Genomic DNA, 26,382 nt, shown 5'->3' on the forward strand with positions numbered 1-26,382 from the left:
GTACATACCGGAATTTACGCAATTGTTCATCAAATTAAAATACATTTTCCTGATTTATAGAGCTAGTTCCGAATACTACCATTTCCATGTATTCTACTGCTTTTTTACATAATTCGTAACACCTGCTGCGGCTTAAATGAAGAATTTCAGCTATTTCCTCCATACTCTCCCCCTGTAAATAGTATTTCTCCAGCAGCGTCCTGTACTTTTCGTTTGATTCTCCAAGGGCATCAAGAGAGTCTTCAACAATGTAAACAGAATTATGAAGCCTGAATATTTCATTTCTTAAGCAGTTTATTGCTTCTCTGTACTCATTTTCACAATGAAGCCGGTAATTGTCGGCAGTTTCTTCAACGTTGTTGAGAACAGCCACTTCTTCACCTTTGACTATCGCAAGTTTTAATGTTTTGTCACTATGACCGCGGGCAAACATTTTACTTTCAATATAATCCTTATCTAATTCAGGAGTCATACGCCTTATCTGATTTTCCAGGAAACTGATTCTTTGTTTATTAACCCTGTATTCCCTTAATATTTTTTCCATTGGGATATTCTGTTTCATACGGCACCTCCAGGTCAGCTTTAACTAGTTGTCATATATAATGAAATGTAAAGCCGTTTTTTACAACCTGAAGCAATGCGAACAATGAATAAATTCAGAATAGTTCAAAATAACATGAAGAGAGACACCCTGAGCATTTACCGTTTAGAGCCTGTTCAGCAAATCCCTCATGAGCCTTTGAAGTCAGAATCTCATGTAGAGTCGCTCGTCTTAAATCTCCAATTGCGGGACTATGCCAGCAGGGAAATACATATCCCGGTGAAGATATCCCGCAAAAAATTAATGGTATACTGCATCCACCTGCAGGAATTATTTTTTTACCGGCAAAATATTCGGGTATTCTTCTTAAATACCGGGGTAAGGGTAATTTACCAGGTCTGACTTCTGAAAATTGAGCCAGTTGCTCCATTTCACTTTTCAGATCTGAAATCATTTCTAACGGTATACTAAATTCTTCTCCACGGGCTTTAAAGCTTTCCTGAGTCATCATCGTATTAGTAAAAGGGTTGATGGAGATGGAATACACGCCTATATCCTCCAATAAATATTCTGAAAAAGAACGAACAAGTTTATAGTTATACCTTGAAAGTGTAATCCCCACCATAACCTGAAGTCCGAAAATTTCAGAACTATATTCCAAAAAGCTTTGGATCGCATAGAGTGTTTTCTTAAAATTTCCCTTGCCACGAATGTGATCATTCAATTCCTCAGGCCCCTCAAGGGAAAATGTTATCATGGTAAGACCTGCTTCAAGTAGTTTTTTTACTTCGGAAGGGCCAATCAATACACCGTTAGTAGCCATGAAAACTTTTAATTTCAACGAAACTGCATAAGAAATAATATCATATATATCTTTTCGTGTCATCGGCTCTCCACCTGATAATTCCAGTGTTTCAGCTCCAAGCCCGGCAACTCCTCTGATTATTTCCTTTATTTTATCAAGAGTTAAATTCTTTTCCCCAATATTAAATTGAGGTACATCACACATCCTGCAATGCAAATTGCATACTTTGGTGACCATAAAATTAACCCTCTGCAGATGAGTATTATTTTCCATAAACTTCAACTAGTCCTTTCCAAATTCCAAGTTAATCACATTGGAGTAATCCGTTTAGGATGCTCCAGTATTTATGTCATAATAATAAAAGGTTACTTTATTTATATATCTGTATTACCCTTCTATACGGGGACTCATCAAAGCCCTTCTTATTGCCTTTGCTAATAATTCTACCTTTTGCACCTCCCGCATTGTGTATAACAGTCATCAACTCATATTTTTCATTATATATCAGATTATCTTCAATAATGAGCTTTTGGCTGTTATCAATCAGAACATAGTTATATTTATCAGGCAAAACGATTTTTTTATTTTCTGACATATTATTTATAATATAATTGAAATACAATTGATCCAGTCCAAAGAAATCCCGTCCATTGTTCAATACATATTTGCCAATTGCATCTGAAACTTTTGACATTATGTCTCTCGGCCCACAAATCATTCCTGCATTTTTTTGTCTTGTTCCCCGGAAATTTTTAGACAGTTTTTCCATTTCTTCAGTCCTTAACAGGTTTAATATCTGTTTATTCCACCAATTATTCCCAAGGTAACATTCTTCAATATAACCTATTCTTTCCTTACATAGTTCAAAAATCTCATCAATCGGTGCCTGAAACCAAATATCTCCTCCATCTATGGACATCACATGGGTGATTTCACTGGACAAGCCGCCGATTATTCCTGCCATGTCCCTAAACCTTGCTGAAAATATATGCCTGTCTTTATTGCATTTAATAATTTCAACATTCTCATCCTCGTTCTCAATACTGTTTACTGTTACAATACTCATTCCATAATCCAGTATAACAATTTTACCCTGATAGCCTGCAACCTTACGCAATGTTTTCAAGAAATCGTTTATTAAATTATCCTCAAAGTTGGAATCCATGCAAGTTAAAATTACTGTATTCTGTTCTTTTAACATAAAAGTCCGCCCTCCGGTTCTGTAAAAGAGGCCTGTTAATACTGGGCTTCTTTTAGGCTTGAAAGAAATTTTGACCTTTCTTCCGGTAAAAGCTTGCCTATTCTCCGTGATACAGGAAAGTATTTCGGAGTGCTTTTCCTCACTCCAAGAAGCGTAATCCATATATCCAGATCAGTGTCTTCACAATAATCATATACTTCAACATCCAGTTCTTCCCGATCTGACATCTGTAGGATATCTTCTTTAAGCTGGTTAAACTTTTCTCTGTTTCTAAATTCCAAAACAATTTTATTTTTTTTCTTGGTTTGTTTTCCTGCAAATCTCTCCAAATATTCATCATCCGGAATCCAAAGAACGTTCCAAATGTCTATTTCACTGGTTATAGGAAGATTTCCGGCTGCATTTGGATATTTATTTTCAAATATTGTCCTGTTCCTTTTTAACTCTTCACTTAGATTTGCACTATGCTTATGGAACTGGTGCAAGCACTCCAGCCTGCTGCTGACTACAAACTTCACATCCTTTAAAGCATGCAGCCGACAGCCAAGGTCCATATCTTCAATCCCCCAGCCTATATAATTCTCATCGAACCCATTGGTAGCTTCCAGGTATTTTCTCGGAACAGCCGAGTTGCAGGTAGAAAATAATATTCCTGGAGTTCTTACTGTACAGATATTGTAGGATAGAAAATCATATACAAAATAAGCAATATCTATTAAAGTCAGTTTCTTTCTGTTAAAGTTATATATCTGAAACAGATTATCGAAGTCTATAACAGCTCCTTTTGGAAGCATTAACCGGGTTCCCTGTACAACTATATCCTTTTCGTATGTATAGAGCCTGTCCAGTTCCGAAAGGTGCGTCGGTTTTACTATAATATCGGCATCAACAAAAACAACAATTTCACCCTGTGCCGATTTCCATCCAAAGTTTCTAGCCCTGGCGCGGCTTGAACAAGGCTCCCTTTCAAGATATATATATTGAAGATCATAATTTCTGTTTGTTCCCTTTATATAGTCCCAGGTATCATCCACTGAACCGTCATCCACTAAAATAACCTCATAATCCGAAGAAGTGTAGCCTAACTGGTTGTTTAAAGCTTCAAGAGAATACTTTAGCATAACTTTACTATTGTACGTGGGAATTACAAAACTGAATTTTTTCATATTCTCCTCCATGCGATTATATTTCTGCCATACCAAATATAAACCATATAATGCTCTCTTATAAACAAAATTCTTAGGTTCAGAGGGTGTTTCCACCCTCTTTGAATCTTAGACATCGGATATAATTCCTTTATTAACAAGCTCATCCGTAAGTTCTTTGAATTGTTTAGCTAAATCTGTATTTATATCACGTACTTTACATAATTCTTCTTTTAAACAAAGTAAATCTAGTTCAAGGCTTTCTAATGTAGTTTTTTTGTTAATTTCAATTTTCATTCTTCTATCACCTCTACACAAACTTGTGTTTTAGCATAGCCGTTTAACGTTAGCTGTATTTGATAAACTCCTATATTTGGGTTGGAATATTCTATAATTCCGTCATCAATTTCATATTCCATTCCATTTATTACTGCAATAGTGCCTTCAGGTACAAAAATAGTCGTAGTTTCATTTTGTTCTAAATAACATTTTGTAATTTGATATGGTATCGGTTCCTTTTTTATAAATACGCCATTTCTATAGTGATATTGGGAAGAATTGAATATCAAATCCAGATTGTACGGAGTTTCCACCCCTATACAGTTTTCCTGGATTGTTACCTTCTCAGCATCAGGTAAACAGCTGCTGTCAGTACAACCACCTACAATATTGCCCTGAGTGTCCACTATCATTAATTGATACATATAACCCCCCCCCTTAATTCCAAGCTATTTCAATATAATTGGCAGACCCTGAAACCCAGGTATTGTTATCGGCCAGAGCTTGGGCAGTAACCACAAGAGTAGTTTTATCAACAGAACAGACATACCCCAGTCTCGTTATATCACTTGCTACTGTGTAATAATTCGGATATGACCCCCTGGTTGCCAAGGAAATGTCAAATGAACTTCCATATGCATCAATAGAAGCAAGAGATACCATGTACTCATAATTCTGGTAACCAGGGGTTTTTTGAATTTTATTACCGTGAGAAACCACACCTGTCTTTGCAAAAAACGGTGCTGCATGTGTATGATTAACAGGAGCAAAAGCATCGGCGTGTTTGCCGTCAAGTGTGTCGGCATCTCCTGTAATGCTGGCCGGCAGCCTTGCATCGCCATTCAGTTTCAGCACCTTGTTTGCGGTGGCAGTGGACACTATGTCTGCAAGATTTGTGTCGGGTGCTTCATACCATTTGTCTTTGCCGGTGATGGCCTTGATTCTGTTGGTAATCCATGAAACCCACTGGAACAGTTTTGCAGGGCCGCTTGAAGCCGGTACAAGCGTTGGGTCTGCAGATGGTGTAAGTGCAGCATCAATATTGTCAAAATTCGTATTCAGATCGTCAACATTTACGAGATCAGTTCCTCCCGGTTTTTTAAAATCATAATTAGCTGTAAATTGCATACTGGTACCTCCTAATAATTAATAAGTTTTATTTTTGTTATTTCTTCCCAGGTTATCTTCCTTAATACATTCCAGAACCGGATATCCTCCGACCAGAGTGCAATCCCCCATGTTACCGGACTGCCCATACCGTATTTGGGCTTTTGAACTCTGAATACGTCCCATGTAAATAAACGGACTTCATCCCACAGATAACCTGAAGTCTCATACCAGATTAACCAGGTATACTCATAGCTGAAAGTCAGATGGGCAGGCTTTATCTCCTCTATGGCTTCGCTCAACTCTCTTAAATTGCTTGGAATACCCCGGATTTCAAAAAATTTGACAATGAATTTGTATTCATCATAAAGTTCGGTGACAACGGCTCTTCCGCCTGAGAATAATTCGGCCATTTCCTTTATGGTATCAGGTGCTGTAATGCCCAAACCTCTTATTTTTCCCAGAACAGCGTTTTTCCTGGTTCCCTCGGGTTTATTTGAATCAAGAGGTATACCCAGCTCGGCTTCCCACAGTTTCAGCCCCCAGGTGGCAGACTTTACAAAAAGCTGTTTCAGAGTATCCGACGTATGTTTGTCCAACTCACCCAGTTCGGCAGAAATTGAATTCTGGATGTCACTCATAATATAGTTTTCAATATAGTAACCCGGCATGTAGGACATCAAATTTTTTTCAGCCGGAATATCCGCAGCTTTACCCCCGAAATCTTCCTTCATTTAAGATACCTCCTGTTCTACAGTCTGAGCTATGTTCACCTCATTCAGAACAGGACATTCTTCAGCATCAATTTCAATATCGTCGGTACCGCCGTTTACCTTCATGCTATGGCACCTTTTAACTCCGTCGGTATCCACCAGTATTTTTCCTATCTGCAGGTAATTTACAAAATTATCAAGAAAGGTGATACTCTTTAAATAGGCAACAATTTTTGTTTTAAATTCCTGCATGATCAAATCCATGGAATGGTCTTTTTCAACTTCAACATTTGCCGCAATATTTATATCCAGCCTTCTTGCCGATTCCACCGTAACATCCGCTCCTAATGGCCTGTTATCATTAATATAGTCTCTTACTGTTTTCAGCAACTCACCCTCCGGGTTTAACGGATTTCTGTTGCTGTCAACCACAAGGACTTTTACCGTTCCTGCACCGTTCCAAAGCGAAAAAACTTTGGAATCACCTATACCCGGAACCTCGAGAGCCCATTGCCTGTAATGGTTTTTATTGCCGCTGGTGGCAGGTTTCCTGACTTTTAAAAGCAGTCTCTGTATAAAATCACTTTCGCTTTCCATGTCCCTGCCTTCGACTATGGGCCCGGTGTTTTCCACTTTTGTTATGCCGGTGAGCTGAACAGGCAGTTGGGAGATGGTTCTTGCAGGAATATTGTATTGTGTCCCTTCAGTGACTGCCCGGATATTTACGATAGCGTTACCCTGTGCAATTGTAATCTCCTTAACAGTCTCATACTGCAGACCTGCCTCTGTCTGAACCAAGGTTCCTTCAGGTACGGCCGTTCCGTCTGCCCCGTAAAATGTGACCGCTCCGTATGCACGGGTCCCCGCTTTACGGTATACACCGTATTCCTCGGCGCGTTTTTCCAGCCATTCACCATAGGATGTCTGGGCAAATGCCTTTTCCAATATACCGTTAAGTTCTATGTAGGTCTGCGCAAGCTCTATGGCTGCCGGCGCAATTGCATCAAAGGTAAAAGAGCCTTCCGATTTGTCTATATCGGTTTTGATCCTACCCAGCATCCTATTCTGAAGAAATTCTTTGGTATACATCTCATACATTTATTTTCACCTCCCCGTAATCGGTAATGACGGTAAAACTTAAGTCCAGTTTATCGCCGCTGAATGTCACATTTACATTTTTAGTACCCTTTATGCCCGAATTAACCTGCAGCGCATCTTCCAGAAGCCTCTTCACTTCATTCTGAACGGTATTTGAGGCATATCCGGCACCTATCAGCTTCTCCAGCTCACTGCCGTAGTTCCACGAATATATCAGATATCTGTACCTCTGAGTTTTCAGCATTTTACATATCCAAACCTTTAAGGCCTCGGCTCCCTCAAGAATCTTCATCTTTCCGTTCTCCAGGATGAACTGATTTTTGCCGAAATCCCAGGCAAATTCCTTTGGTATCTTTTTTTCTTCAACATATTCCTTTGGCTCCTGATAGCTGATAAAAGGAAATATATTTTCACCCATTGCTTTCACCACCTTTTCAAACACCTGTACCTATACGCTAAGCAAACGCATCTGGCCTCACCAGCCTTGCCAGAATGATATACAGCTGCATATCATAAGTTGGCATGACCGCAAGCATGTCTCCCTTTACAAGAGTATCCTTGAACCAGAGGCCGCTGGCTTCACCGCCCTTGCCTTCAATGTGATAGTCATATGTATCAGCCTCAATGGATTTCATTTTATGGGGATGAGGATGCTGACACGCATTTTGTTCAGTTTCTCCTCCCAGTTTGTCATCCTTGAATACAAGTCTTCCGTTTGCAAAGTATGCTCTTTTATAATCTTCAAGAAGGTAGTCGGCAATCAATATGTTGTTTTTGTCAACCTGTATATCGCCCAGTTTAATAATAAGCTCGGGAGGCGGCGCCAAAACCTCTGCCAGCCGGATGGACGGAGGATTGTATTTTGCTCCGTGTTCCTGTATGAGCCTAAGCATTTCAGTATATGGATTATTTGTTTTCAATTTAACCTCCATGTACCCATTCCGGGCACTATACACCCGTCCCCGCTTCGGTGCAGATTTTTTCAAAATCCAGAGTTAATTGCATTGTATGCAAGCCCTCTTTCCAGGTATGGTTATCACTGCTTATATAGAAAAGACCCTTTATACCGCTGTAGCTTTCTTTGATCTGAACCGCATTTCCAGTGATACAATCGGTGTTTCCCAGAGCTTCAATTTCACCGTTTCTCTCCATATCCTTAAGCATATTATCAGCTACAGTTGCCGCATTTTTACCGTTTTCCTTCTGATATGCCTCCTGCAAAACACCATATAATTTAACCCAGTCATCGTTTTGCCTTTTACCTGCTATATTGCCCCTGTCATCATAAATTTTGACTGTGTTGATCATGTTTTCTATACTCTCGCTGTACCGTGAACTGCTTATATTTGCCTCCGGGTCCAGCAGATAGTCAACTTTGAGATTTCCCTTTTCTGCAATGGTCAGCTTTCCTTCCTTCATTATGAAAATATACTGTTTTTTATTTTGCTTTGCGGCATTGTTATAGGCTTCGATAATTATTTCGTAGGGGGTTTTTCCGATGAATATACGGCTTTGCTTTATACCTGTGGCAGCAATAGTTCCCTGCGTTATGCCAAAGTCCCGGCATATTCTCCCCGATATCTGCTCTGCTGTCGTATCACGGAAATTATAGCTGGCTTTTGACTTTGTCAGATATATCATTGCATCATAACAAAGCACTTTTGCAATCTGGCTGCTGAAATCCTTTTCCTGCATAAATACAAATCCCTGAAATATTTCAATGTTATCATCATTAACCAGTGTAATCATACTTCCCGGCGAAATATTAACCCTGGGTATGTTTTTATCATAGGCCGATGCAATAATTTCCAGCTCAACTTTTCTTGCCGCCTGCTGAGAATCTCCGCTCCACCGCACACTGCTGCACAAGCATGTAATTTCTATTGATTTGCCGTCCTGCGGCAAATAAAACACTTTCATTTATAACACCAACCTCTGACCCGGCTGAAGTCCTTTGGGATCCTTAATGCCATTTTTAGAAGCAATTTCCTTCCAGCGTGAGCCGTCACCGTATTCCTTCTGTGCGATCATCCAGAGTGTGTCTCCCGATTTGACAATATGTGTTTTTGCAGGTTCCCTGACTTGCTGCCGTTGATTTGAGCCGCCTTTATCACTTGAGTTTGTCACGGTATTGACAATGCGGTACTCCTTCAATTCCAGGGTGTAGTATACATCACCGCTGCTATCCTTCTCCCCGTAGGAAAAGTTCTCTATACAGCAGGTAAGGTTGAAACGGGTATTCTGTACATTGAGTATCAACGGTTTTCCGTCCTTCATCCATCTGCCGAGCAATTCAACGTAATCCTGATAGGGCTGCGGGTCCTCCTTATTAACCGATGTACAGAACGGGTAGTTCTGTCCCGGAAAAAAGCTGGACAAGGTTATACATACAAGTTTAGGCTTTCCGAAAATATTCAGTTCACCCAGATTTTCAACAGTGACAACCTGGTTGTTGCTGCCTTCCTGTATGGTAAACTCCTCTGGAGAAACCGGCAGGATCAGCTTTTCATCACTGACGCTGTGTATAAGCGATATTTCCATTTAGGCCACCCCCATGTTAACAGAGTGCTGTTTTAATTTCCCGACAATTGCTGCAGCCAGCCTGTCGATATCTTCCTTTTCCCGGACTATGATACTGTCAGCCAGTTTGGGTATAGTGATATTTACAGTATCAGGAGCATTCCTGTTTGCAGCGGCTTTGTTAATTTTATTCGGCTGGCTGAGTTTCCTGTATTGCTGAATGGGAGACTCAGACGGGCGCCGTTGAGCCGCTGCGCGTATGGTATTACTTTTAACAGCTGTGCTGCTATTTATCTCCCTGCCGGACGCTTTACCGTGGATTTTCTCCCTTTCCACTGTTTTCATCTGAACTTTCCGTGCCTGATTGACATCCTCCCCCAGAGCCCAGTCGGAAATCCCTGATATTACTTTACCTGTAACATTTACCGTGCCGTCAACAGAACCGGAAATAAGCTTAAAAACAGGATTGTTTGCTATTTCATTTAAAAAACTCCTGACCCATTGAAACTTTTGCGAAAACCATTCCATTATGCCGTTCCAAACACCCATTACAGCTTCTCCAATGCTGCCGATAAAGTCTCCTATGGCATTCCATACAGTAAGGGCGGTGCTTTTTATACCATCCCAGAGATTTGTGAAAAATGCTGCAACAGCATTCCACACCGTAACCACAGCTTCCCTGATTGAATCCCAGTTGGTTCTGATAACCCGCACCAGCGCCAGTACAGCCCAGCCCACAGGACCCATTGCCAAAAGCACCGCTGTTACGGCTTTCCTCCAGTTGTCTGACAGCCAGGTACCTATCGCTGAAAAAACACCTTTAAACCATGTGATGAATCCCGAAATTGTCTGCTTTACCCTGTCCCAGTTTTTTACCAGCAATATGATGGCGGCAATGAGAGCAATTACCCCAACAACAATCCATGTAACGGGGTTGGCAAGCATTGCCGCATTAAATCCCCATTGCGCCAGTGTCGCCTTAATGGTTCCCGCTTTTGCCATATCAAGGGCTGCCGAGAAGAACACAGCCGATTTAGTCATCATGTCAAAAATCTTTGTTCCAGACTTGCTCAGAAAATCCAGGCCGGATTTTATACTGCTGATTGTATTTTTTGTTTGGTCCACCAGTTCTATGGCCGGTTTGAACACTTTTTTGTCCAGGGACATCAGTCCATCCTGGAGGAATTTAAGCTTGCTGTTATCTCCGCCTGTTATTTTGATTATGGGCCCCAGCACTTTTTTATCAAATTCCAGCATGGTTTTTTCTATACTTTTGATTTTCCCCTTGGTCTTATCAGCTATCTCTATCGCAGGAGTGAATACCTTTTTACCCATTGTTTCAAGGGTTTTCATTGTTTCCTGTACTTTAGTCCTGTTTTTCTCCAGATAACTGACTACAATGTCTATATTCCTTAAACCTATTGCTTCTTCCACAATCTCACCGCCTTTACCGATTCTACAGCAGATTCAGCAGCACATATGGGCAGAATGCCTCGGATTCGCATATTTCTCTGACTGCTTCACTTTTTTGCTCATCCTCATACCTTATAAATGCCTCGAGGACTGTTTTTTCACCTGCCGACAGATTGTATGTAGTACCCGGAAGAATACCTTTCTGCCAGTTTCTATAGCAGAGATAGGTAATCCTATCCCTGCCTACAAGTTTTTTATTTCTTCCACCTTATCTTTTCCATAACCGCTTAATTCCTGGATCTGATCATATACAGCCGAAACTTCTCCTATTAGGAACATTTTCTTAAGCAGCTCCATATGGTTTTCAGCATTGAATTTTTTCTGGAGCTCCTTATTCCTTATATCCGGACTTAAAATACATTTTGCCGCAGTTGAATATTTCATCCTTGAAGAGTCCAAATCCACTCCGTCCTTGGTTATGGTCATGCAGTCCCTTTGTATTTCCTCTTCTTCATCCGGCCTTATGGCACGGAAGGTAATAACAAACGGGTGCCTGTACAAATTGCTCAGTCTTTTGATTTCCAGTTCCCTCTCAGGCATACTGAATTCACTTATATCACTTGCCAGAAGCATTTCAGTAAGGTTCATAAATCTACACCTCCATTATTTCCAGAGCCGGAATATCAGTTTTCCGGCTGAATTATATCAAGATAATCAAAATCGGTAAAAGTAAATGGTGCCTCAACTTCTCCGTTTTTAGCAGCTTCCCAGTCGGCCAGCATCAAATCGTCAAAGCTCACATTCTTGATAACAACCCTTTCAGCTCCTGATGCATCCGGATCAGCCAGCTTTGATATTATTTTAAATCTGATATCTTTTCCATTCTTGAGCACTTCGTCTTTTATTTTAAGAGCAAGACGGGAACTGGTTTTATATAATTTCAGCGTGCCCTTTCCCTTCCATCCGGTGATTTTTGTATCCTGGGCCATTTGTCCGCACAGTTTTACATCTTCCTTCTGTATCTCTATCTTGGCCTGCAAACCTTTGCATTCGCCGACCTTATCATCATCCAGCCATACTTCGCCCCAGGTTCCGTTAATAATTCTCTTTGCATTCATTTTGATCTCCATTCTGCTGCCATGCAGCGACACAAATAGTAATAAAAGCACTAATGTTTGCTTCGCTTTTCAGCCGCATGCCTTCGCTAAAGGTTTATATTGAGGGTAATATCCTCCACCGCATCCAATGGTTTAATATTGGCAGCAAGGAATACCTTGTCCTTTGTATTTGCTTCCTTTATCTGCTGCTCATTCATGCTGCTCACATCAACACCTGTACCCTTCAGGAAATTGCTCTGGACAGGAATATCTATAAAAACCTGATTTTTACCGGGATCCAGAAGATTATCCAGTTCAAGTGCCTCAAAATATGCCTGTATGGCCGATATAAGAAGGCACTTGTTATCATAGCTGTTGGCCACCTTTCCGATATAATAGTCTTCTGCGGTTTTTGTAATATCCTGATTGATCAGATCAAGAATATCCATGATCTTTATCTTTTTAAAATCCTCACCCTTATCCTGGGTCGCAGATACAAAGCTATTGACGGCACGCGCTATCTTAACCTTTTCACCGTCATGGTACAGAATAAGTTTTCCGGCATCTATTGCTTCATTCAATTCGGTATCCTTAAGGTGCGGTACATCGGTAACCTCTGGCAGCACCTGATATGTGGCCGAGATGGTAAGCGGCATACCTGCAAGTATTCCTGCAATTCTGCCGCAGTACTGGCCTGCGGTATAAGTTTTGTCAGCAGTCCTGATACTGTCTGTAGCAAAATTTACAATCCCTTCGTTATCCGAAGCACAATCCGGCAATACGGCTTTCACCTTTTTGTTCCTGCTATTACGCAGCTGCTTGATCCAGGTTGCCACCGTCAAGGTATCCTGGGACGTTATTTCAGGAATGGCAATATAGTCCCATTTTACTGTTTCGAGATAATTCATCGCTTCATTATAGTTTTCCGAACTCATGGAAATGAAATAGGCAATGACTCTTTTAGGCGGGTTGGCTGTCCCCATCATGGCCAACTGTATCTGCTCCCGGTTGTAATCACTTATTCCTGCCGGAATCTCATCAATTTCCGACATGGTAAAAACTCCGGTTTGAGCATCATCTCTCAAAACAAGCGCCACTATGCCTCTTTCTCCCCTTTTAACAGCTGTTATACCGGCTGTTTTGAATGCAATACTGATTTTTGGCAAACCCATAACATAATCCTCCTTTTAAATGTTGCGCTGGTTGTATTCCAGCGATTTCATAATATCGTATTCCCCTTCTACATTATCTTTTTCCAAAAAGCGTTCCAGACGTACGACCAGGTACATGTCCTGCTGGTTCATACCGGCTTCCAGCCTGTTTAACTCTGCCTTGGTTCCGTCACTTACCGTAAATCCGCTGCTGAATAATCTCTTCAGTTTTACAAATTGTTCAATCTGCTTTTTCCCCTCATTTCTGTCCAGACAGCTTGAATAAAAATGTTGGGTTATTTTGAAGGATAATTTTTCAGCAGACATACCCCTATTTGCATCTGAAAACTCATACCCGGTCAGAGTCACCAGAATGCTGGGGATATCAAAGCCTGCTTCGGTTCCCGTGCAGTATATCTTTGCCTCCGGCAGGGTATTGTTGATTGAAACCTGAATACTGCTGTCTATTCCGGTAAAATAGATTTTAACACCCGGGAAAGCCTCGCTTATCAATGAACAAATGGCGTCAAACACATTCTGCATATTAACCTCCATGAGCCACATTTGCGGCCATAAAATGTAATGAAATTTGTTCACTCTTCATCCGCTATAAGGCGAATAAAGGATGTTATTTTAATATTTTTTATTGTGCGGGAATTCTTTACATTCTCTTGTACATCTTTACCTGCAGGCATTTCATACTAATTTCTGTGCAAAAAAATTTATAATTCCCGGACAATAAAAAAGCCCTTTGAATAAAAATCCAAGAGCTTTTTTACATTTCTTTACATTTTGCATTTTAACACAAATGTATTCAGGTTTCATCCCGTTTTTGTCCTGCTTTTTACGGACATTTTACTGATATTTCTTGACTCATCTGAGATAGAGTGTTATATTTATTACGATTTGGTAATATACATATTCGGATATTTTTTATTGGTAATATTTTAATCATACAGCAAAATTATTTTAAGGAGGTTTTCATTTGTTTGAATTGATAGAACTGCTTACACAGGTAAATGCCCGGATTTTAAGAGCATTGTCGCCTCTTGTAAAATCCAGCGACATATCTGTAACAGAATTGATCATACTTTGGAAAATCAATAAAAACGGCCCATGTAAAATAACAGATCTCTCGTTGAAAACGGGTGTCCCTGCCAGTACTTTGACCAGCTTGTTCGACAGATTGGAAACAAAGGATTTTTTAACAAGAATCCATGATAAAAAAGACAGGAGATGCATTCTTATACAGGGTACACCAAAATTAAAGGATATGATTGTATCCCTTGTTGAAAAAGCCGACGGTGAATTAACCACTTTGTTGGACACACTTCCCCCGGAATTCCTGAAACATTTTCTGGAGGATTTGCAGACCCTGCAGAAACACTTGATAAAAGAAACCGATAATTGAACCGGATTATTGCATTTTTGTAATATGCTTTATAGAAAGGATTGTCAAAATGACTCAAATCACTCAAACTAAAAATGATCAAAAATGGGTTCTGCCCATCCTGGCAGCTCTAATCGGCGGCTTCATGTCGATCCTGGATTCCAGTATTGTTAACGTAGCTATTTCTAAAATGATGCAGGTTTTTAATACAACGGCCAGTCAGATCGAATGGGTCGTAACAGTTTACATGCTTGCTCTGGGTGTTGTAATACCCTTTAGCAGCTGGGCCGGAGATAAATTCGGTTATAAAAAATTATACATTTTTGCATTGTCAATGTTCACTTTCGGATCGTTCTTGTGTGCTATAAGCTGGAGCGTGAATTCCCTTATTATTTCGAGAGTGATTCAAGCTTTGGGCGGAGGTCTGTTAATGCCCACCATGATGACAATGGTTAAAAAAATTGTTCCCGCTGGAAGCTTTGGAACCGCAATGGGTATTGTCGGAGTGGCCCTTCTGATTGCTCCGGCTCTGGGTCCCACCATCGGAGGCTACCTGGTTGAATATGTGGACTGGAAATGGATATTTACAATAAATATTCCCATAGGGATTATCGGTATAATTTTATCTGTTTTTTTGCTTCCCAAATTTGAAAGACTGAAGGTGGAAAAGCTGGACCTTGGAGGTGCCGTCACTGCCGTCATAATGCTTTTCAGCCTGCTGCTTGCTCTGAGCAAAGGGAGTGACTGGGGCTGGACCTCAGGTACAACAATCCTTTTACTGCTTATTAGCGTGGCTGCATTTGGAATGTTTTTATTTTTGGAATTAAGGCTTAAAAATCCTTTGCTGGATATAAGAGTTTTTAAAAACAGAAATTTTACAGCAGCAAATATAACAACCTTTATTACCACTGTAGGCTTATTTTCCGGTATATTCTTTGTACCCTTGTTTTTACAGAATATCAAAGGCTTAGGTGCTCTTGATACGGGCCTCATTATGCTTCCGGGTGCTCTGGTTTCCGGCCTGTTAATGCCGGTTATAGGCAAGCTGTATGATAAAACCGGCCCGAAACCCCTTGCGATATTCGGTATCATAAGTCTTGCCTATACCACTTACATGCTACACGGCATTGATGTCACAACAAGCAATTCCAAAATCATTTACTGGATGGTTTTAAGAGGTATAAGTATGGCCTTTGCTGCCGTATCCGCTCAGGCCGCGTCCCTGGACTCTGTTACAAATTCTGAGGTCGGTGCTGCAACCGCCATATCAAATATCATATCAAGGGTATCAGGCTCCCTTGGAATTGCAGCTTTGACCAGCATCTTAACAAGCCGCATAACCCATTATGCCGCACAAATCAGCACCGGCCTTATGTCAGCCGGAAAAACTGTTACTTCACAGGCTGCCCGGATTCAAGATGTGGCTTTTGTAAAAGGTCTCGAGGATGTTTTTTTGGCAGCATCGGTTTTAACTTTATTAGGACTAATACCGGCCCTCTTCCTGAAGAAAGCTTCCAAAGCACCTGAGGAGAAGGTATTGGATACGGACAGCATAAGTTTGGACATGTGAACACCGGGGGACAAATCCCCCCTTGCAGGTTTTATGTTTCTCGTTAACAGTTTTAAATATACCAAATACTGAAACAAAAAAAATCAGGTCTCATCTATAAACCTGATTTTTAATATGTATTAGATGTTTTCATCATTTTGATTTAGTTTTCTTTCCGCCTTTAATAACTGTTATTTCTACATCCTGCTTTTCAACTTTTGCTGAAAGATCATCTACCTTCTTTTCAACAACTGTAAGCTTTTCAAAAGTTTGCTTATACCCATCAAAAACTGCATCAAGCTTATTTTCAAACCTGATTACATCATTTTTCAGGCCTCTTATTTCTTTTTTTGTTTCTTTTCTGAATTCATTCATATCTTTTCTGAATTCCGAAAACTCATCATACATTTTTGTCACTAATTCAAACATTTTATCTTCCATTTGCTACACTCTCCATTCCTCATTTAATTTTACCAAATCATGTTCAAAAATGCCACAGGATAAAAAAGTTTTTCCAAGTTATCTAATTTATAGCTCAAAAGATTGATAAAAAGGGTGGGCTGTCAACCCGCCCTTTTCGGTCATATTCATCATAAGCAGTAATAGGTGGTATTGTTAACTTATACCATAACCCAAAATAGCCTGTACATCATCTTTTGTAACTACATCAATGGCACAGTTCTAATCCTGGTGAGTACAAGCTTTAATTCTTATTACGTACAAGCTCCCCCTTCCCAGTAATCACTTCAATCATAATCCATGTGGCAAGCTTAAAACCATACATAAACGACGCTTCAGCATGAAGAGAATCCACTTCAGAACGTAAGTCCATCAGAGCCTCAAACTCCGCAAATTCATCCTTTGAAAGCTTATTTCTCCACATGTTCATCATTTCGGATATCTTTTTACTTAATAGTGAATAGTCAGGGTCTCTTGAAATGATCAATTCATCAGGGTATATACTGCCATTAAACAGTTCCTGTAATATGGATTTCATAGGCTCACCTCTATGCTGAGGGCTCCAAGAAAGGTCAAAATTTTGCTGCTGTCTCTCATACCTTGAATATAAACTTCATCAATTTCAAAACCATGTTTTCTGGTTTCGCCTTCATAATGGCGGTGAATGGTTATAAACTCAGCTCTCTCAAAACGCTGAAACAGTTCCTCCACCATATTTTCAGTTTTCTCCTGCAATGTACATAATTCCAGATATTGTGAATTGTTTTTTAAACGACTTATTGCAATCTCTTCCCGCATATTGATGAAGGTTTTAATCATTTTGCTTTCTTCGTTTGTCATAAGCGCCATCCTTTCAGTCAGTTTTCCGGCAAGCTTGATAGGAACTTCAGCGCATGATATAATATTTACGCTGCAATTGCCTTTGGGCGGTTGTCGGTATGGGAAGTGGCGTGTATCTTTTGTGAGAGGGCGCCGCTTCCTTTCATTTTTCTTTGGACAAAAGCATTTTTAATCCCTGCCTTATCGCCTCTGTTCGAGAAATATTATGCTTTGCACAATAAGCAGTTAAAGCATTATTTATTTCCTCGTCAAAACGTACTTTGATGCTGATATTCTTGGGATTATCCGCTTTTGGCCGCCCTGTTCGTGGACTCAAAAATCATCACCTCACTTTTTGCACTCCATAAAGTCAATAGTTTTAAAATCAATAAGTATATTTTTGTAATGTACAATATGGAACAAACAGTAAAGGAGAACTTCTAAATATGGATTTTTATGGTGTGTTGGAAGATATCACCATCCAGCTCAATAAACGTGTGGATTTATTTGAAATGTCTGAATTAAGGAGAACTACCACCATCTCTTCTGTTTAGAGCAGGATGGAATTCTTTGATGTAATTCGATATATATACTGATTTATTTTTGAGCAGTTTATGGAAGATAAAAAGCATGTTCTTTTACTGTTTCTCAGATTAACGAGTTGGCGAAAGATACAGCACAATCACTCAGTAAGGCTATTACAATATTCCTTGGAAAAGCATTATAATTATATTATGCACAATTTTATGTTAGATTACTCCATTTACACAGATTACGGGACACTCCTAGCAAGTTAAATTTATAGTAATTTTATTTGAATATTTCTCTTTTGTGGGTCTAGCCCGTCAACAATGAGGACGGGCCGTGAGGGGGCAGTGAGGCAAGTTTTTTAGACATACCTCACTTCTGTACTCATAAAAGATTTGATATTTATCTGTTAAGTCATAGACATACTCTTAAATTTTCATTTAGTACTATAGTTTCCAAGTAGTACATTAATAATTATTCCCCAGAATACAAATGACCAGAAAATATCTGCAATATGTAATAGCACTTTCTTTACAATACCAAACTTTTCATTTTTAGGACTTCCAAATGTCCCAAAACTTCTTGCCACTAAAAGAAATGCGAATACCAAAAAGGGTATAGAATATATTATATAAAGCACTTTAAGTGGAACAATTATAAAATCTATTTTTCCCTGAAAATGTAAATCTCCATATAAAATGTTTAACATATTCTTCATATTTTTAACCATGTCTAGTCCACCGTAGATCATCACCTAGCATTAGCTACACCAATGCTGAAACAGTATTAGCCAAACTTCTAGCAAACCAAATGAGACCCGCTTCCTCTGTTAGTCATTTGTTTTTTAGTAATATATTTTCTATCATCATTGAAATAAATATCCATAACCCAAACGAAATAACAATTGCTGAAAAATGCAGGAGTATTTTCTCCATATTACTAGAATTATCTTTAAATGCATTACCAAATGCACCCAAACTCCTCAACGCAAGAAGTAAGGTAAACACTAGAAAAGGGAAGGTATAAATGATATAGATAAAAATAAGCGGTAAAACTATTATATCTATTTTTCTTTTGTATGCTAGTCTTCCATATAACACTTTCAACATAGCATAACACCGTTCCTTTCGAATAAATCCTTTTAATTTATTAGCCTTTCTCATTTGTAGCAACATAATTTAGATGCATTTTTCACATTAAATTGATTAACATTATCTGCCCATGTCTTAGTCCACTGTGGATCATCACCTGGCATTAACTGCACCAACGGAGGTGACAAGTGGGTAATTTTTAGTGTTTTAGCACCATTCTGTCTAGCAATCACTTATGCTCGTCAGCTTTCCTAGATTTATAGATACTCCCATTGAATATCGTCTATTTCTTAAAAAAGTTACTAAAAAAATGCTTTGAGTCTGCTTCATCAAATTCCGTTTGCCACTTGTTAATAAAAACTCTTATTTTAGTGAGTATGTCTCTTTTGTCGGAATCTGTAAACATTGTACCTTCATCACTGAGTTTATTCATTTTTTCCATGAATATTTCTGTTATCAGTTTTTCTAATATTTCATTCTGTTGAACTGAAGATAAATCAAATTCTTTACTTTTAATATACACTTTTCGATATGCTTCTTTTACATCCATAAGATCTTTTTCATCAAAATTCATATTTAACCCTCACTAATTATTTATAATTATTTATTTAATGTTTTTAATAAAACTTCAATTGCATCCCTTAAGTCTTCAGCCTCTGCACTCGCCTTAAGTTGCTCAAATACCTCTTGAGTATACTTTGCGCTTATAGTTTCTTGAGTTAAATCCTTAGTTACTGTTTTAATTGGGCTGTATCTACTAATAGTTCCAATAGCAGGATTCTGTATAAACCTTCCTGTTTCTGAATCTCGTAAAGTAGAATTTCGAATTATAATTGATACCTCTCTATTTACAGTATTGAACGTTGCTGGACTCTTTCCAATAGAAGCTGCTGCATCGCTAATTTTTGCTTCCAAAGCTGCATTATACTGCACTGCTGCCATGGAGTCAGCACCTAATGAGGCCACAAAAAGCATCGCATTTGCAATTTGCATATTTTCGTTAAAATCCCTTTGTATTACAGCATCTTTATAGTCTTTTCCAAATTCAGTCTCCAGTGTATTTAGCATTTGATTCCTTCCAGGAGCTTGTGTTAAATTATACAAACCAGAAGGTAAAAGCTGCTTTGCTGCATATGGAGTTTTATCACTCGCGAGGTTTTGATTCCAAGCACTATTAAATGATTCTTTGATTGCGTCGTCGAGGCTAACACTATTCCCCGTTCCCTGATTACCATTTTTTGAAACACTGCTACTGTTATTTGATACAGCTGGCGAAGACTTTGGAGTAACGCCGGTTATTACTACCTTACCATCTTTAACATCTGTTTTGACTACCCCTCCTGTAGCTTTCTGCAAACTAGATATTTGATTTAACGTATTATTAAATGTCGTATTTGACATTAATATCGTTTTATCGCTAATACCTCCCGTTTTTGCTTTTGATGCACTTTGTATCGCAGCTTCTTTGGCATAATCCGGGGCATTCACAGTTGCTGATGTTGATTTCAAATATGTCAATGTTTGATTGCCCACTATGCCATCTGATTTTATTTTATAATCATTTTGAAATTGCTTTATTGCTGTTTCTGTCTTTGAACCAAAAGCACCGTCTGCTTTACCCACATTATAACCAAGCTTTTGCAACATTTCCTGAATTGCAACTACTCCATCACCTTTTGAACCTACCTTCATGGTTACGTGCCCCGTCGGATCAGTATACATCAACGGCTCATTGTGACAATATGTATACAGATTCAAGCTCAACGGGTCGTTGCGGTCACCCAGATAGATATCCTCTTGCAGGAATCTGGCTGTTTTGGGATCATACATTCTGGCGTTCAGATAGTACAGTCCTGTCTCCTTGTCGTACTGGTAGCCTGCATAGGTTATGCTGTTGCTGGCACTTCCTGTTGTGTCGGTTATGTTTCCGAAGGCATCATAGTAGTAGGTCGCTGCTATCGTTCCGTCCGGCCTTAACAGGGCGGTTACGTCTGCATGTCCATTGTACATGTAGTAGTAGGTGGTTCCGTCGGCCGTTCTCATGAGCAGGTTCGTGCCATATACGTTCCTGGCCTTCTGGGTGTTTGACTGATCCACTTCCAGGACTACCTTGTCATAATCGTACAGATATCTGGTTATTGCTCCGTTTACTCTTTTTTCTATTCTGTAGCCTTCTCCGTTATAGAGGTTTTCTACAGCGCTGCCGCCTGTAACTGCCCGTATTAGCTGATTTCTGCTGTCGTAGCTGTTTGTGACGGTTACCGTGCCGTTTACGGTGGTTGTGAGCTGATTTCCGTTGTTGTCATAGGCGTATGCCGTTGTGGTTGTCAGGGTGCCGTTCTGTTTTGCGGTTACCTGCATAAGCCTGTTCTGCTCGTTATAGCTGTATGTATTGAGTGCTGTGCTGCTCTCCGACTGGATGGTTTCTGTTTCCCTGTTTCCGGCTTTGTCGAAGGTGTAGGTGGTTTTTGTACCGTTTGGTTCGCTTACTGTTTCCAGTCTGTTCAGCACATCATAGGTATAACTTGTAGTGCCTTTTGCATCGGTTTTTGTTATCTGGTTGTGAGCTGCATCGTAGGTATAGCTGTAGGTGTCTATTATACTTCCGTCTGCTTTTTTGTTTGTCAGCGTGTGCAGCAGCCCATCTGCATAGTAGGTGTAGTCTTCTCTTGCTCCTCCGCTGTATACTACACTTTCTCTTGCCCCGTTGTCCAGATAGCTGTAGGTTGTTGTTTTTCCGTCTGCTGTGACAGCTTTCAGTCTGCCTGCCCTGTCATATTCTTTTGTGGTTACGTTGCCTTTCGGATCTGTTGTGTTTTCCGCCCAACAACCCGGTTCCATGCCTGTTATTATATCATACTCATATACGCTTTTTCCAATGTTTGGCACTGTTTTTGCTGTTACCCTGTTCAGCTCATCATAGGTTCTGACGGTAGTTCCCGTGCTGTCTGTCATTGTCAGCTGGTTACCGTTGCCGTCATAGGTATAGGTTATGGTTTCAGAACCTATGGTCTGGGTCAGCAGTCTGCCATGTATATCATAGGTGTAGTTTATGGTTTTTCCGTTTCTGTCTGTTTTTGCAGCCGGTGTTCCATCTGCATTATAGGTACTGGTTTCTGTTTTTGCAGGATTATAGCTGTAATTGCCTGGCGTTCCTGTACGGCCGCCGTGGTCTATCCGTTTTGATACTTTGTTGGCTGCATTGTATTCATAGGTGGTTATGTTGCCTTTTGCGTCTTTTTGTGAAAGCAGGTTCCCGTTCAGGTCATACGAATACTCCGTACTTTCATTTTTGGCGTTTGTTACTTTATTAAGTCTGTTGTATTCGTCATATTGATAGGAGGTCTGGTTGTTTCTTCCGTCTTTCTTCGTTGCTATATTGCCCAATTCATCATAGGTCTGGCTGGTTGTATGGCCTTCGGGATCTGTTGTCGCCAGCAGTCTGTTGTTTTTGTCATAGGTGTATTGTGTAGTCTGGTTCAACGCATCATAAGCTTTTTCCTGTACATTGTTATGGTTGTATTCCAGCTTCTGTATGCTGTGGTTATAAGCATCTTTTTGCTCTATTAACCTGTTCAGGCCATCATATATGCTTGTGGTTGTATTGCCCCTCCAGTCGATTTCTGCAATCTTGTTGCCGTTGGCATCATATGTGAAGCTGGTTTCGCGTTCTACTCCCGATACCGTCTGCCTTGCTGCTATTACCTTGTTTTGGTGGTTGTATATATATTCTGTTTCATTTCCGTTTGCATCTTTGGAATACCTTACGTTTCCGTTTTTATCGTATCTTGAACCGGTGGTTATTGTATCTGAGCCGTTCTGAGCCTGCTGTATATGTGTCAGAATATCTCCCTGATTGTTATAGGTATAGGTGTCAACTGCTCCTTTTGTATCCTTCTGGATTTTCAGTCTCCCCATCACATCATATTGGCAGGTTATTTCATTTTGAGGTATTGTTGCATCCCCAGGATATACGGCTTTTCTTACTTTACCAAATGCATTGTACTGGTATGTTGTCGTATTTCCGTTTGCATCTGTTTCGGTAAGCAGGTTGCCCAATTTGTCGTAAGTGCAGGCTTTTAGTGTTGTTTCTGCCGCAGCTGAGGTTTTATTTACCGTTATTTGTGTTACGTTTCCTGCATCGTCATAATTATTGTTTGTTATGACTCCTTTTGCATTTGTTTCGGAGGTTTTACGTCCAAGTGCATCATAGGTGTTTTGGGTTGTATAACTCAGGCCTCTCTCTTTTGATACGGGATCCAGTACTGTTACAGGTTTGTTTGCCAGGTTGTAGGTGTATTCTGTTCCGTAGCCTGTGTTTATCTGTGCGTCCAGGCCGGTTTTGTCTGTTGCTGCTTCAAAGCCCAGTCCATCCAGTGCTTTTACAGGATTTCCATTGTTATCGTACTTATATGCCTCCTGTACTATTCTTACCTGCCGGGTTGTCCATTGGTGCGTGTCAGTATCCAGTCTCTTTTCCTCTCCCGCATATGTTTTGGCTTTAATCCTGTCCATCAGGTCATAGGTATATTCCACTCTGTTCATCTGATCTATTGTCTTTGATGAATCATAGGCATTTGGCGATACTTCGGCTGTTTTCCTTCCAGCCCTGTCATAATAGAAGGCTGTTGTATTATTGGCAGCATCGGTAATTTGTGTTAATAAACCCCTCTGATCATAGGTGTATTTTGTGATGTTTCCGTTTGCATCAATTTCTTCAACCGGCTGGCCCTGCCAGTCATATTTTGTTGATGAGGATATGTTCACGGAGTTGCCGTTTTCATCCATACCAGGCTGGCTTACGCCGGTCTGGTTGTTCATATTGTCATAGGTATAGGTGGTTGTAATGTTGTCCGGAGTTGTCATTGTCTCAAGGTTGCCGTTCTGATCATAAGTGTAAGCCGTTGTTACACTGACATCTTCAGTACTGTTGATATCATTGCCTTCAAGGTCCCCTGCTTTTAAGTGTTCAGTTTTTTCTGCGACCTTACCTAAGTGATTGTACCGGTAATCTGTTACAATATAGTTTTCAGTATCTGTATATACCTTTTCCTGAATTGCGTTTCCGTCTGCATCGTATTGATATTCGGTTTTTCTTCCTTCATTATCTGTAACGCTCCTTACCTTGCCGTTTTTATAGTATTCATAGGTTTTTGTTATCTGTTGGGCAGGTTTGCCATCTTTGAGGACCGTATCTTTTCCAATTGTTTCCTGTCTTATTTCTCCGGCTTTGCCATAGACCGTACTATTGTACGTAAATCTGGTACTGCCGCTGACTGTTTCAAAAGGAGTCCATTTTTCAGTCAATCTATTTAAGCCGTCATATTTATAATATGTAACATTCCCTTTTGCATCGGTGGTATAATTTACTGTGCCGTTTGCATTATATGTTGTAGAAATTGTTGTGCCGTCAGGCCTGGTTTCCGATATTTGTCTCCCGGCATAATCAAATACGCTGACAGTGACTGCCACCTCGGTGTCATTCAAATATTTTTTGTGTGTCTGCTGAGTTTTCCCTCCTGCCAGAATTTGATAGGTATTTTCTTCAAGCAATACCTGTCCTGCCGTGGAATCTTCCTGGAAATATGTTCTCAGGGGTCTGTTTAACAAATCATACTGATATGTATATTTTGCGCCGTTGGGTTTTGTTTCTGTTACAACATTTCCATATATATCATAGGTGTATGATGTTGTATTATTGTTCGGATCTGTAACTGTTCTGACCTTGCCGTTGTCGAAGTATGTATACCTGTACCCTGCATCCCCGGTATACCGGTGGTTTTGTATGTCGTCTTCCGAAGGATCGTACAATTTTGGAGATATTTCTTTTGTTTTCCGGCCTTCCGAGTCGTAGGTTATTCTGGTGGTTTCTCCTCCATCCATCACCTGCATTTCAAGGTTTCCGTTTTTGTCATATACATACCCGTTATTATTTCCATTTGGTGTGGTGGATTTTACAAGCCGGCTTGATCCATCGTACTCGTTAGTGCGCGTGTTGTTTTCGGCATCTGTTTCTGTAATGATATTTCCATAGGTATCATATGTGTATATGGTTTTATTCCCCTCAGGATCCGTTACGGATTTTAGCAGGCCCTTGGCTTTATAGCCCAATGCCGCACCTTCGGAATCTGTGTAATATTCATAGGCAGTAATGGCAAACTTCTCTGGATCGGAGCTTCCATCGGTATATTGGTCGGTTCCGTTCAGCGGCTGTACTTTTTTTGTCAGATTCCTTTTACCAGAATCGTATACATAGAAGGTCATTTTCCCGTTTTCGTCTTTGTGACTTGTAACATTATTTTTTTCGTCATAAGTCATTACCCTGGTACTGGAATCTGGATTTGTAATTTTTGTCACATTGCCGCTGGCATCTCTGTCATACTGAGTTTTATTTCCGTTGCGGTCAGTAACGGATTTTTCCTCGGAATATTTGTTTATTCCGTTTTCATCCCTGGTATATTCATATACTGTGGATTTGCCCTCAGCATCGGTTGAATTAATTATGCTGTAGGAACTATCATATTTTTGTGTTGTCACCCTTCCATTGCTGTCTGTAATGGTTGTGACACAGTTTATATTGTCATATGAGTATGTAAATTCGTTTCCGTTTGCATCTGTTCTCTTTTCAACCTTGTCCTTGTTTTCTCCGTCATGAATGTAGGTTACAGTCTCGATTGATTTATTGAAGCTGTCGCTTACCTCGGTCATGAAGCCTTCGGAGTCGTAGGTGTAGCTTGTTGCATTGCCCATTGCATCGGTTACCTTTACCAGCCTGTCGTCAAGGTATTCATAGGTTATCGTTCTGTTACCCGTATCATCCTTTATGCTTTTTATTAATCCATTTTCATATGTTACGGTAAAATACCTTCCAGCCTGATCGGTTACTCCCTGCACCCTGCCTTTGGAATCAACGCTTACGGTAACGCTGTTGCCGTTCTTGTCCTGCATTTTTACAAGATGTCCGTTTGAGTTAAAATAGAATATATCCTGCTGCTTTGATGTAAGAGTATAGGTTCCATCAGGGTTTTGTACCAGTGTGTTGTGGGAGTCATTTGCGGCAAAGGTTCCGTCACTGTTCATTTTAAAGGTCTGAACACTTCCGTCCGGCAGTCTGACTTCTTTTGTATCAGCGCTGTAGAGTGAATCCTGGACGCTGCCCTCGTAGCTGAATGCCCACCCTCTGCCGAATACTGAAGTTTTATCACTCCTGGAGTTGTAGGTTCTGCTGAAATCAATGTCATACCCCGGCGAGTCCATGGTCAGGTCGGTATAGGTGCGAGAAAAGTTTCCCGTAGCAGGATTCATACCGTTAAGACCGAAGTATTGCTCGTAGCGGTAGTCTTCTATGAGAATGTTCCAGATTTTATAGCTGTTAAAGGTATAGCCTGAGTCTATGGGTTTTGTGATTATTAGGATGTTGAATTTGGAGGAGCCAGGGTTTTGAAAGCTTACGTTCTGGATCGTATCACCGCTTAA

General features: G+C 40.1%; 26 protein-coding genes. 2 read left to right on the forward strand and 24 right to left on the reverse strand.

Translation table 11 applies throughout. The annotated features are described in order from the left end of the window. Positions 1-34: 34 nt before the first annotated feature. The 18 genes from CTER_RS02795 to CTER_RS02875 form a co-directional block, all read right to left on the reverse strand. Entirely contained in the window at positions 35-562 is a 528-nt protein-coding gene (locus CTER_RS02795; RefSeq protein WP_004623432.1) for a sigma-70 RNA polymerase sigma factor region 4 domain-containing protein, read from the reverse strand. Between the two features lie 94 nt (positions 563-656). After that, entirely contained in the window at positions 657-1,583 is a 927-nt protein-coding gene (locus tag CTER_RS02800) for a radical SAM protein (RefSeq protein ID WP_004623452.1), read from the reverse strand. A gap of 133 nt (positions 1,584-1,716) precedes the next feature. After that, entirely contained in the window at positions 1,717-2,547 is an 831-nt protein-coding gene (locus tag CTER_RS02805; RefSeq protein WP_004623549.1) for a hypothetical protein, read from the reverse strand. 35 nt (positions 2,548-2,582) lie between these two features. After that, a complete protein-coding gene (locus CTER_RS02810; protein ID WP_004623597.1) occupies positions 2,583-3,713 on the reverse strand; it encodes a glycosyltransferase family 2 protein in 1,131 nt (376 codons plus the stop codon). A 108-nt stretch (positions 3,714-3,821) separates the two neighbouring features. Then, positions 3,822-3,989 carry a hypothetical protein gene (locus CTER_RS28180; RefSeq protein WP_004623590.1) on the reverse strand — a complete coding sequence of 56 codons (168 nt, stop codon included), beginning with the start codon at positions 3,987-3,989 and terminating at the stop codon, positions 3,822-3,824. Then, positions 3,986-4,396, reverse strand: a complete 411-nt coding sequence (locus CTER_RS02815) for a hypothetical protein (protein WP_004623554.1) — start codon at positions 4,394-4,396, stop codon at positions 3,986-3,988. The genes CTER_RS28180 and CTER_RS02815 overlap by 4 nt, the downstream gene beginning before the upstream one ends. 13 nt (positions 4,397-4,409) lie before the next feature. Next, complete coding sequence (locus CTER_RS02820; RefSeq protein WP_004623541.1) at positions 4,410-5,099, reverse strand: hypothetical protein; 690 nt, start codon at positions 5,097-5,099, stop codon at positions 4,410-4,412. Positions 5,100-5,110: 11 nt separating this feature from the next. After that, positions 5,111-5,812 carry a putative phage tail protein gene (locus CTER_RS02825; RefSeq protein ID WP_004623527.1) on the reverse strand — a complete coding sequence of 234 codons (702 nt, stop codon included), beginning with the start codon at positions 5,810-5,812 and terminating at the stop codon, positions 5,111-5,113. Further along, positions 5,813-6,889: a baseplate J/gp47 family protein gene (locus CTER_RS02830; RefSeq protein WP_004623540.1), complete on the reverse strand. Its 1,077-nt coding sequence runs from the start codon at positions 6,887-6,889 to the stop codon at positions 5,813-5,815. Next, entirely contained in the window at positions 6,882-7,307 is a 426-nt protein-coding gene (locus CTER_RS02835) for a DUF2634 domain-containing protein (RefSeq protein ID WP_004623609.1), read from the reverse strand. Before CTER_RS02835 ends, CTER_RS02830 begins: the two co-directional genes overlap by 8 nt. 37 nt (positions 7,308-7,344) lie before the next feature. Next, positions 7,345-7,809: a DUF2577 family protein gene (locus CTER_RS26740; RefSeq protein ID WP_004623552.1), complete on the reverse strand. Its 465-nt coding sequence runs from the start codon at positions 7,807-7,809 to the stop codon at positions 7,345-7,347. A gap of 28 nt (positions 7,810-7,837) precedes the next feature. Beyond that, a complete protein-coding gene (locus tag CTER_RS02845; protein WP_004623555.1) occupies positions 7,838-8,809 on the reverse strand; it encodes an XkdQ/YqbQ family protein in 972 nt (323 codons plus the stop codon). Continuing rightward, positions 8,810-9,430 (reverse strand): LysM peptidoglycan-binding domain-containing protein, encoded by a 621-nt coding sequence (locus tag CTER_RS02850; RefSeq protein ID WP_004623581.1) that lies wholly within the window; start codon positions 9,428-9,430, stop codon positions 8,810-8,812. It lies immediately after the preceding gene. Next, positions 9,431-10,843 (reverse strand): phage tail protein, encoded by a 1,413-nt coding sequence (locus CTER_RS02855; RefSeq protein WP_004623497.1) that lies wholly within the window; start codon positions 10,841-10,843, stop codon positions 9,431-9,433. It lies immediately after the preceding gene. A 222-nt stretch (positions 10,844-11,065) separates the two neighbouring features. Continuing rightward, complete coding sequence (locus CTER_RS02860) at positions 11,066-11,470, reverse strand: phage tail assembly chaperone (protein ID WP_004623501.1); 405 nt, start codon at positions 11,468-11,470, stop codon at positions 11,066-11,068. A gap of 35 nt (positions 11,471-11,505) precedes the next feature. Then, the gene (locus CTER_RS02865; RefSeq protein ID WP_004623455.1) at positions 11,506-11,940 is read right to left on the reverse strand and encodes a phage tail tube protein; all 435 of its coding nucleotides are present in this window, start codon (positions 11,938-11,940) and stop codon (positions 11,506-11,508) included. Between the two features lie 86 nt (positions 11,941-12,026). Next, on the reverse strand, positions 12,027-13,091 hold the full coding sequence (locus CTER_RS02870) for a phage tail sheath subtilisin-like domain-containing protein (protein ID WP_004623561.1): 1,065 nt from the start codon (positions 13,089-13,091) through the stop codon (positions 12,027-12,029). Between the two features lie 15 nt (positions 13,092-13,106). Next, on the reverse strand, positions 13,107-13,613 hold the full coding sequence (locus CTER_RS02875; RefSeq protein WP_004623471.1) for a phage tail terminator family protein: 507 nt from the start codon (positions 13,611-13,613) through the stop codon (positions 13,107-13,109). Positions 13,614-14,055: 442 nt separating this feature from the next. Between CTER_RS02875 and CTER_RS02880 the strand changes: the two genes are divergently transcribed. Beyond that, positions 14,056-14,481 carry a MarR family winged helix-turn-helix transcriptional regulator gene (locus tag CTER_RS02880; RefSeq protein ID WP_004623572.1) on the forward strand — a complete coding sequence of 142 codons (426 nt, stop codon included), beginning with the start codon at positions 14,056-14,058 and terminating at the stop codon, positions 14,479-14,481. A 49-nt stretch (positions 14,482-14,530) separates the two neighbouring features. Beyond that, on the forward strand, positions 14,531-16,030 hold the full coding sequence (locus tag CTER_RS02885; RefSeq protein ID WP_004623487.1) for an MDR family MFS transporter: 1,500 nt from the start codon (positions 14,531-14,533) through the stop codon (positions 16,028-16,030). 132 nt (positions 16,031-16,162) lie between these two features. Here the strand turns inward: CTER_RS02885 and CTER_RS02890 are convergent, their stop codons facing one another. The 6 genes from CTER_RS02890 to CTER_RS02925 form a co-directional block, all read right to left on the reverse strand. Then, positions 16,163-16,450 (reverse strand): hypothetical protein, encoded by a 288-nt coding sequence (locus tag CTER_RS02890; protein WP_004623547.1) that lies wholly within the window; start codon positions 16,448-16,450, stop codon positions 16,163-16,165. A 262-nt stretch (positions 16,451-16,712) separates the two neighbouring features. Beyond that, positions 16,713-17,006, reverse strand: a complete 294-nt coding sequence (locus CTER_RS02895; protein WP_004623443.1) for a DUF6809 family protein — start codon at positions 17,004-17,006, stop codon at positions 16,713-16,715. Then, positions 17,003-17,308, reverse strand: coding sequence for a hypothetical protein (locus tag CTER_RS02900; RefSeq protein WP_004623465.1), 306 nt, complete (start codon positions 17,306-17,308; stop codon positions 17,003-17,005). The genes CTER_RS02895 and CTER_RS02900 overlap by 4 nt, the downstream gene beginning before the upstream one ends. Before the next feature lie 943 nt (positions 17,309-18,251). After that, a complete protein-coding gene (locus CTER_RS02910; RefSeq protein ID WP_004623567.1) occupies positions 18,252-18,545 on the reverse strand; it encodes a hypothetical protein in 294 nt (97 codons plus the stop codon). A 644-nt stretch (positions 18,546-19,189) separates the two neighbouring features. Further along, positions 19,190-19,480, reverse strand: coding sequence for a hypothetical protein (locus tag CTER_RS02920; protein WP_004623556.1), 291 nt, complete (start codon positions 19,478-19,480; stop codon positions 19,190-19,192). A 26-nt stretch (positions 19,481-19,506) separates the two neighbouring features. Continuing rightward, on the reverse strand, positions 19,507-26,382 hold a 6,876-nt coding region (locus tag CTER_RS02925), incomplete at its 5' end, for an RHS repeat-associated core domain-containing protein (RefSeq protein ID WP_004623596.1).

This window comes from Ruminiclostridium cellobioparum subsp. termitidis CT1112, from assembly GCF_000350485.1.
Lineage (GTDB): Bacteria > Bacillota > Clostridia > Acetivibrionales > DSM-1351 > Ruminiclostridium > Ruminiclostridium termitidis.

What these genes read in the sequence shown, in the direction of transcription:
- CTER_RS02825 (WP_004623527.1), bottom strand. Translation starts at nt 5,812, where the DNA reads ATGAAGGAAGATTTCGGGGGTAAAGCTGCGGATATTCCGGCTGAAAAA.
- CTER_RS02865 (WP_004623455.1), bottom strand. Translation starts at nt 11,940, where the DNA reads ATGAATGCAAAGAGAATTATTAACGGAACCTGGGGCGAAGTATGGCTG.
- CTER_RS02885 (WP_004623487.1), top strand. Translation starts at nt 14,531, where the DNA reads ATGACTCAAATCACTCAAACTAAAAATGATCAAAAATGGGTTCTGCCC.
- CTER_RS02830 (WP_004623540.1), bottom strand. Translation starts at nt 6,889, where the DNA reads ATGTATGAGATGTATACCAAAGAATTTCTTCAGAATAGGATGCTGGGT.
- CTER_RS02870 (WP_004623561.1), bottom strand. Translation starts at nt 13,091, where the DNA reads ATGGGTTTGCCAAAAATCAGTATTGCATTCAAAACAGCCGGTATAACA.
- CTER_RS02910 (WP_004623567.1), bottom strand. Translation starts at nt 18,545, where the DNA reads ATGGTTAAAAATATGAAGAATATGTTAAACATTTTATATGGAGATTTA.
- CTER_RS02800 (WP_004623452.1), bottom strand. Translation starts at nt 1,583, where the DNA reads ATGGTCACCAAAGTATGCAATTTGCATTGCAGGATGTGTGATGTACCT.
- CTER_RS02920 (WP_004623556.1), bottom strand. Translation starts at nt 19,480, where the DNA reads ATGAATTTTGATGAAAAAGATCTTATGGATGTAAAAGAAGCATATCGA.
- CTER_RS02805 (WP_004623549.1), bottom strand. Translation starts at nt 2,547, where the DNA reads ATGTTAAAAGAACAGAATACAGTAATTTTAACTTGCATGGATTCCAAC.
- CTER_RS02795 (WP_004623432.1), bottom strand. Translation starts at nt 562, where the DNA reads ATGAAACAGAATATCCCAATGGAAAAAATATTAAGGGAATACAGGGTT.
- CTER_RS02820 (WP_004623541.1), bottom strand. Translation starts at nt 5,099, where the DNA reads ATGCAATTTACAGCTAATTATGATTTTAAAAAACCGGGAGGAACTGAT.
- CTER_RS02875 (WP_004623471.1), bottom strand. Translation starts at nt 13,613, where the DNA reads ATGCAGAATGTGTTTGACGCCATTTGTTCATTGATAAGCGAGGCTTTC.
- CTER_RS02845 (WP_004623555.1), bottom strand. Translation starts at nt 8,809, where the DNA reads ATGAAAGTGTTTTATTTGCCGCAGGACGGCAAATCAATAGAAATTACA.
- CTER_RS02895 (WP_004623443.1), bottom strand. Translation starts at nt 17,006, where the DNA reads ATGAAATCCATATTACAGGAACTGTTTAATGGCAGTATATACCCTGAT.
- CTER_RS02860 (WP_004623501.1), bottom strand. Translation starts at nt 11,470, where the DNA reads ATGAACCTTACTGAAATGCTTCTGGCAAGTGATATAAGTGAATTCAGT.
- CTER_RS02900 (WP_004623465.1), bottom strand. Translation starts at nt 17,308, where the DNA reads ATGACAAACGAAGAAAGCAAAATGATTAAAACCTTCATCAATATGCGG.
- CTER_RS02835 (WP_004623609.1), bottom strand. Translation starts at nt 7,307, where the DNA reads ATGGGTGAAAATATATTTCCTTTTATCAGCTATCAGGAGCCAAAGGAA.
- CTER_RS02850 (WP_004623581.1), bottom strand. Translation starts at nt 9,430, where the DNA reads ATGGAAATATCGCTTATACACAGCGTCAGTGATGAAAAGCTGATCCTG.
- CTER_RS02810 (WP_004623597.1), bottom strand. Translation starts at nt 3,713, where the DNA reads ATGAAAAAATTCAGTTTTGTAATTCCCACGTACAATAGTAAAGTTATG.
- CTER_RS28180 (WP_004623590.1), bottom strand. Translation starts at nt 3,989, where the DNA reads ATGAAAATTGAAATTAACAAAAAAACTACATTAGAAAGCCTTGAACTA.
- CTER_RS02890 (WP_004623547.1), bottom strand. Translation starts at nt 16,450, where the DNA reads ATGGAAGATAAAATGTTTGAATTAGTGACAAAAATGTATGATGAGTTT.
- CTER_RS02815 (WP_004623554.1), bottom strand. Translation starts at nt 4,396, where the DNA reads ATGTATCAATTAATGATAGTGGACACTCAGGGCAATATTGTAGGTGGT.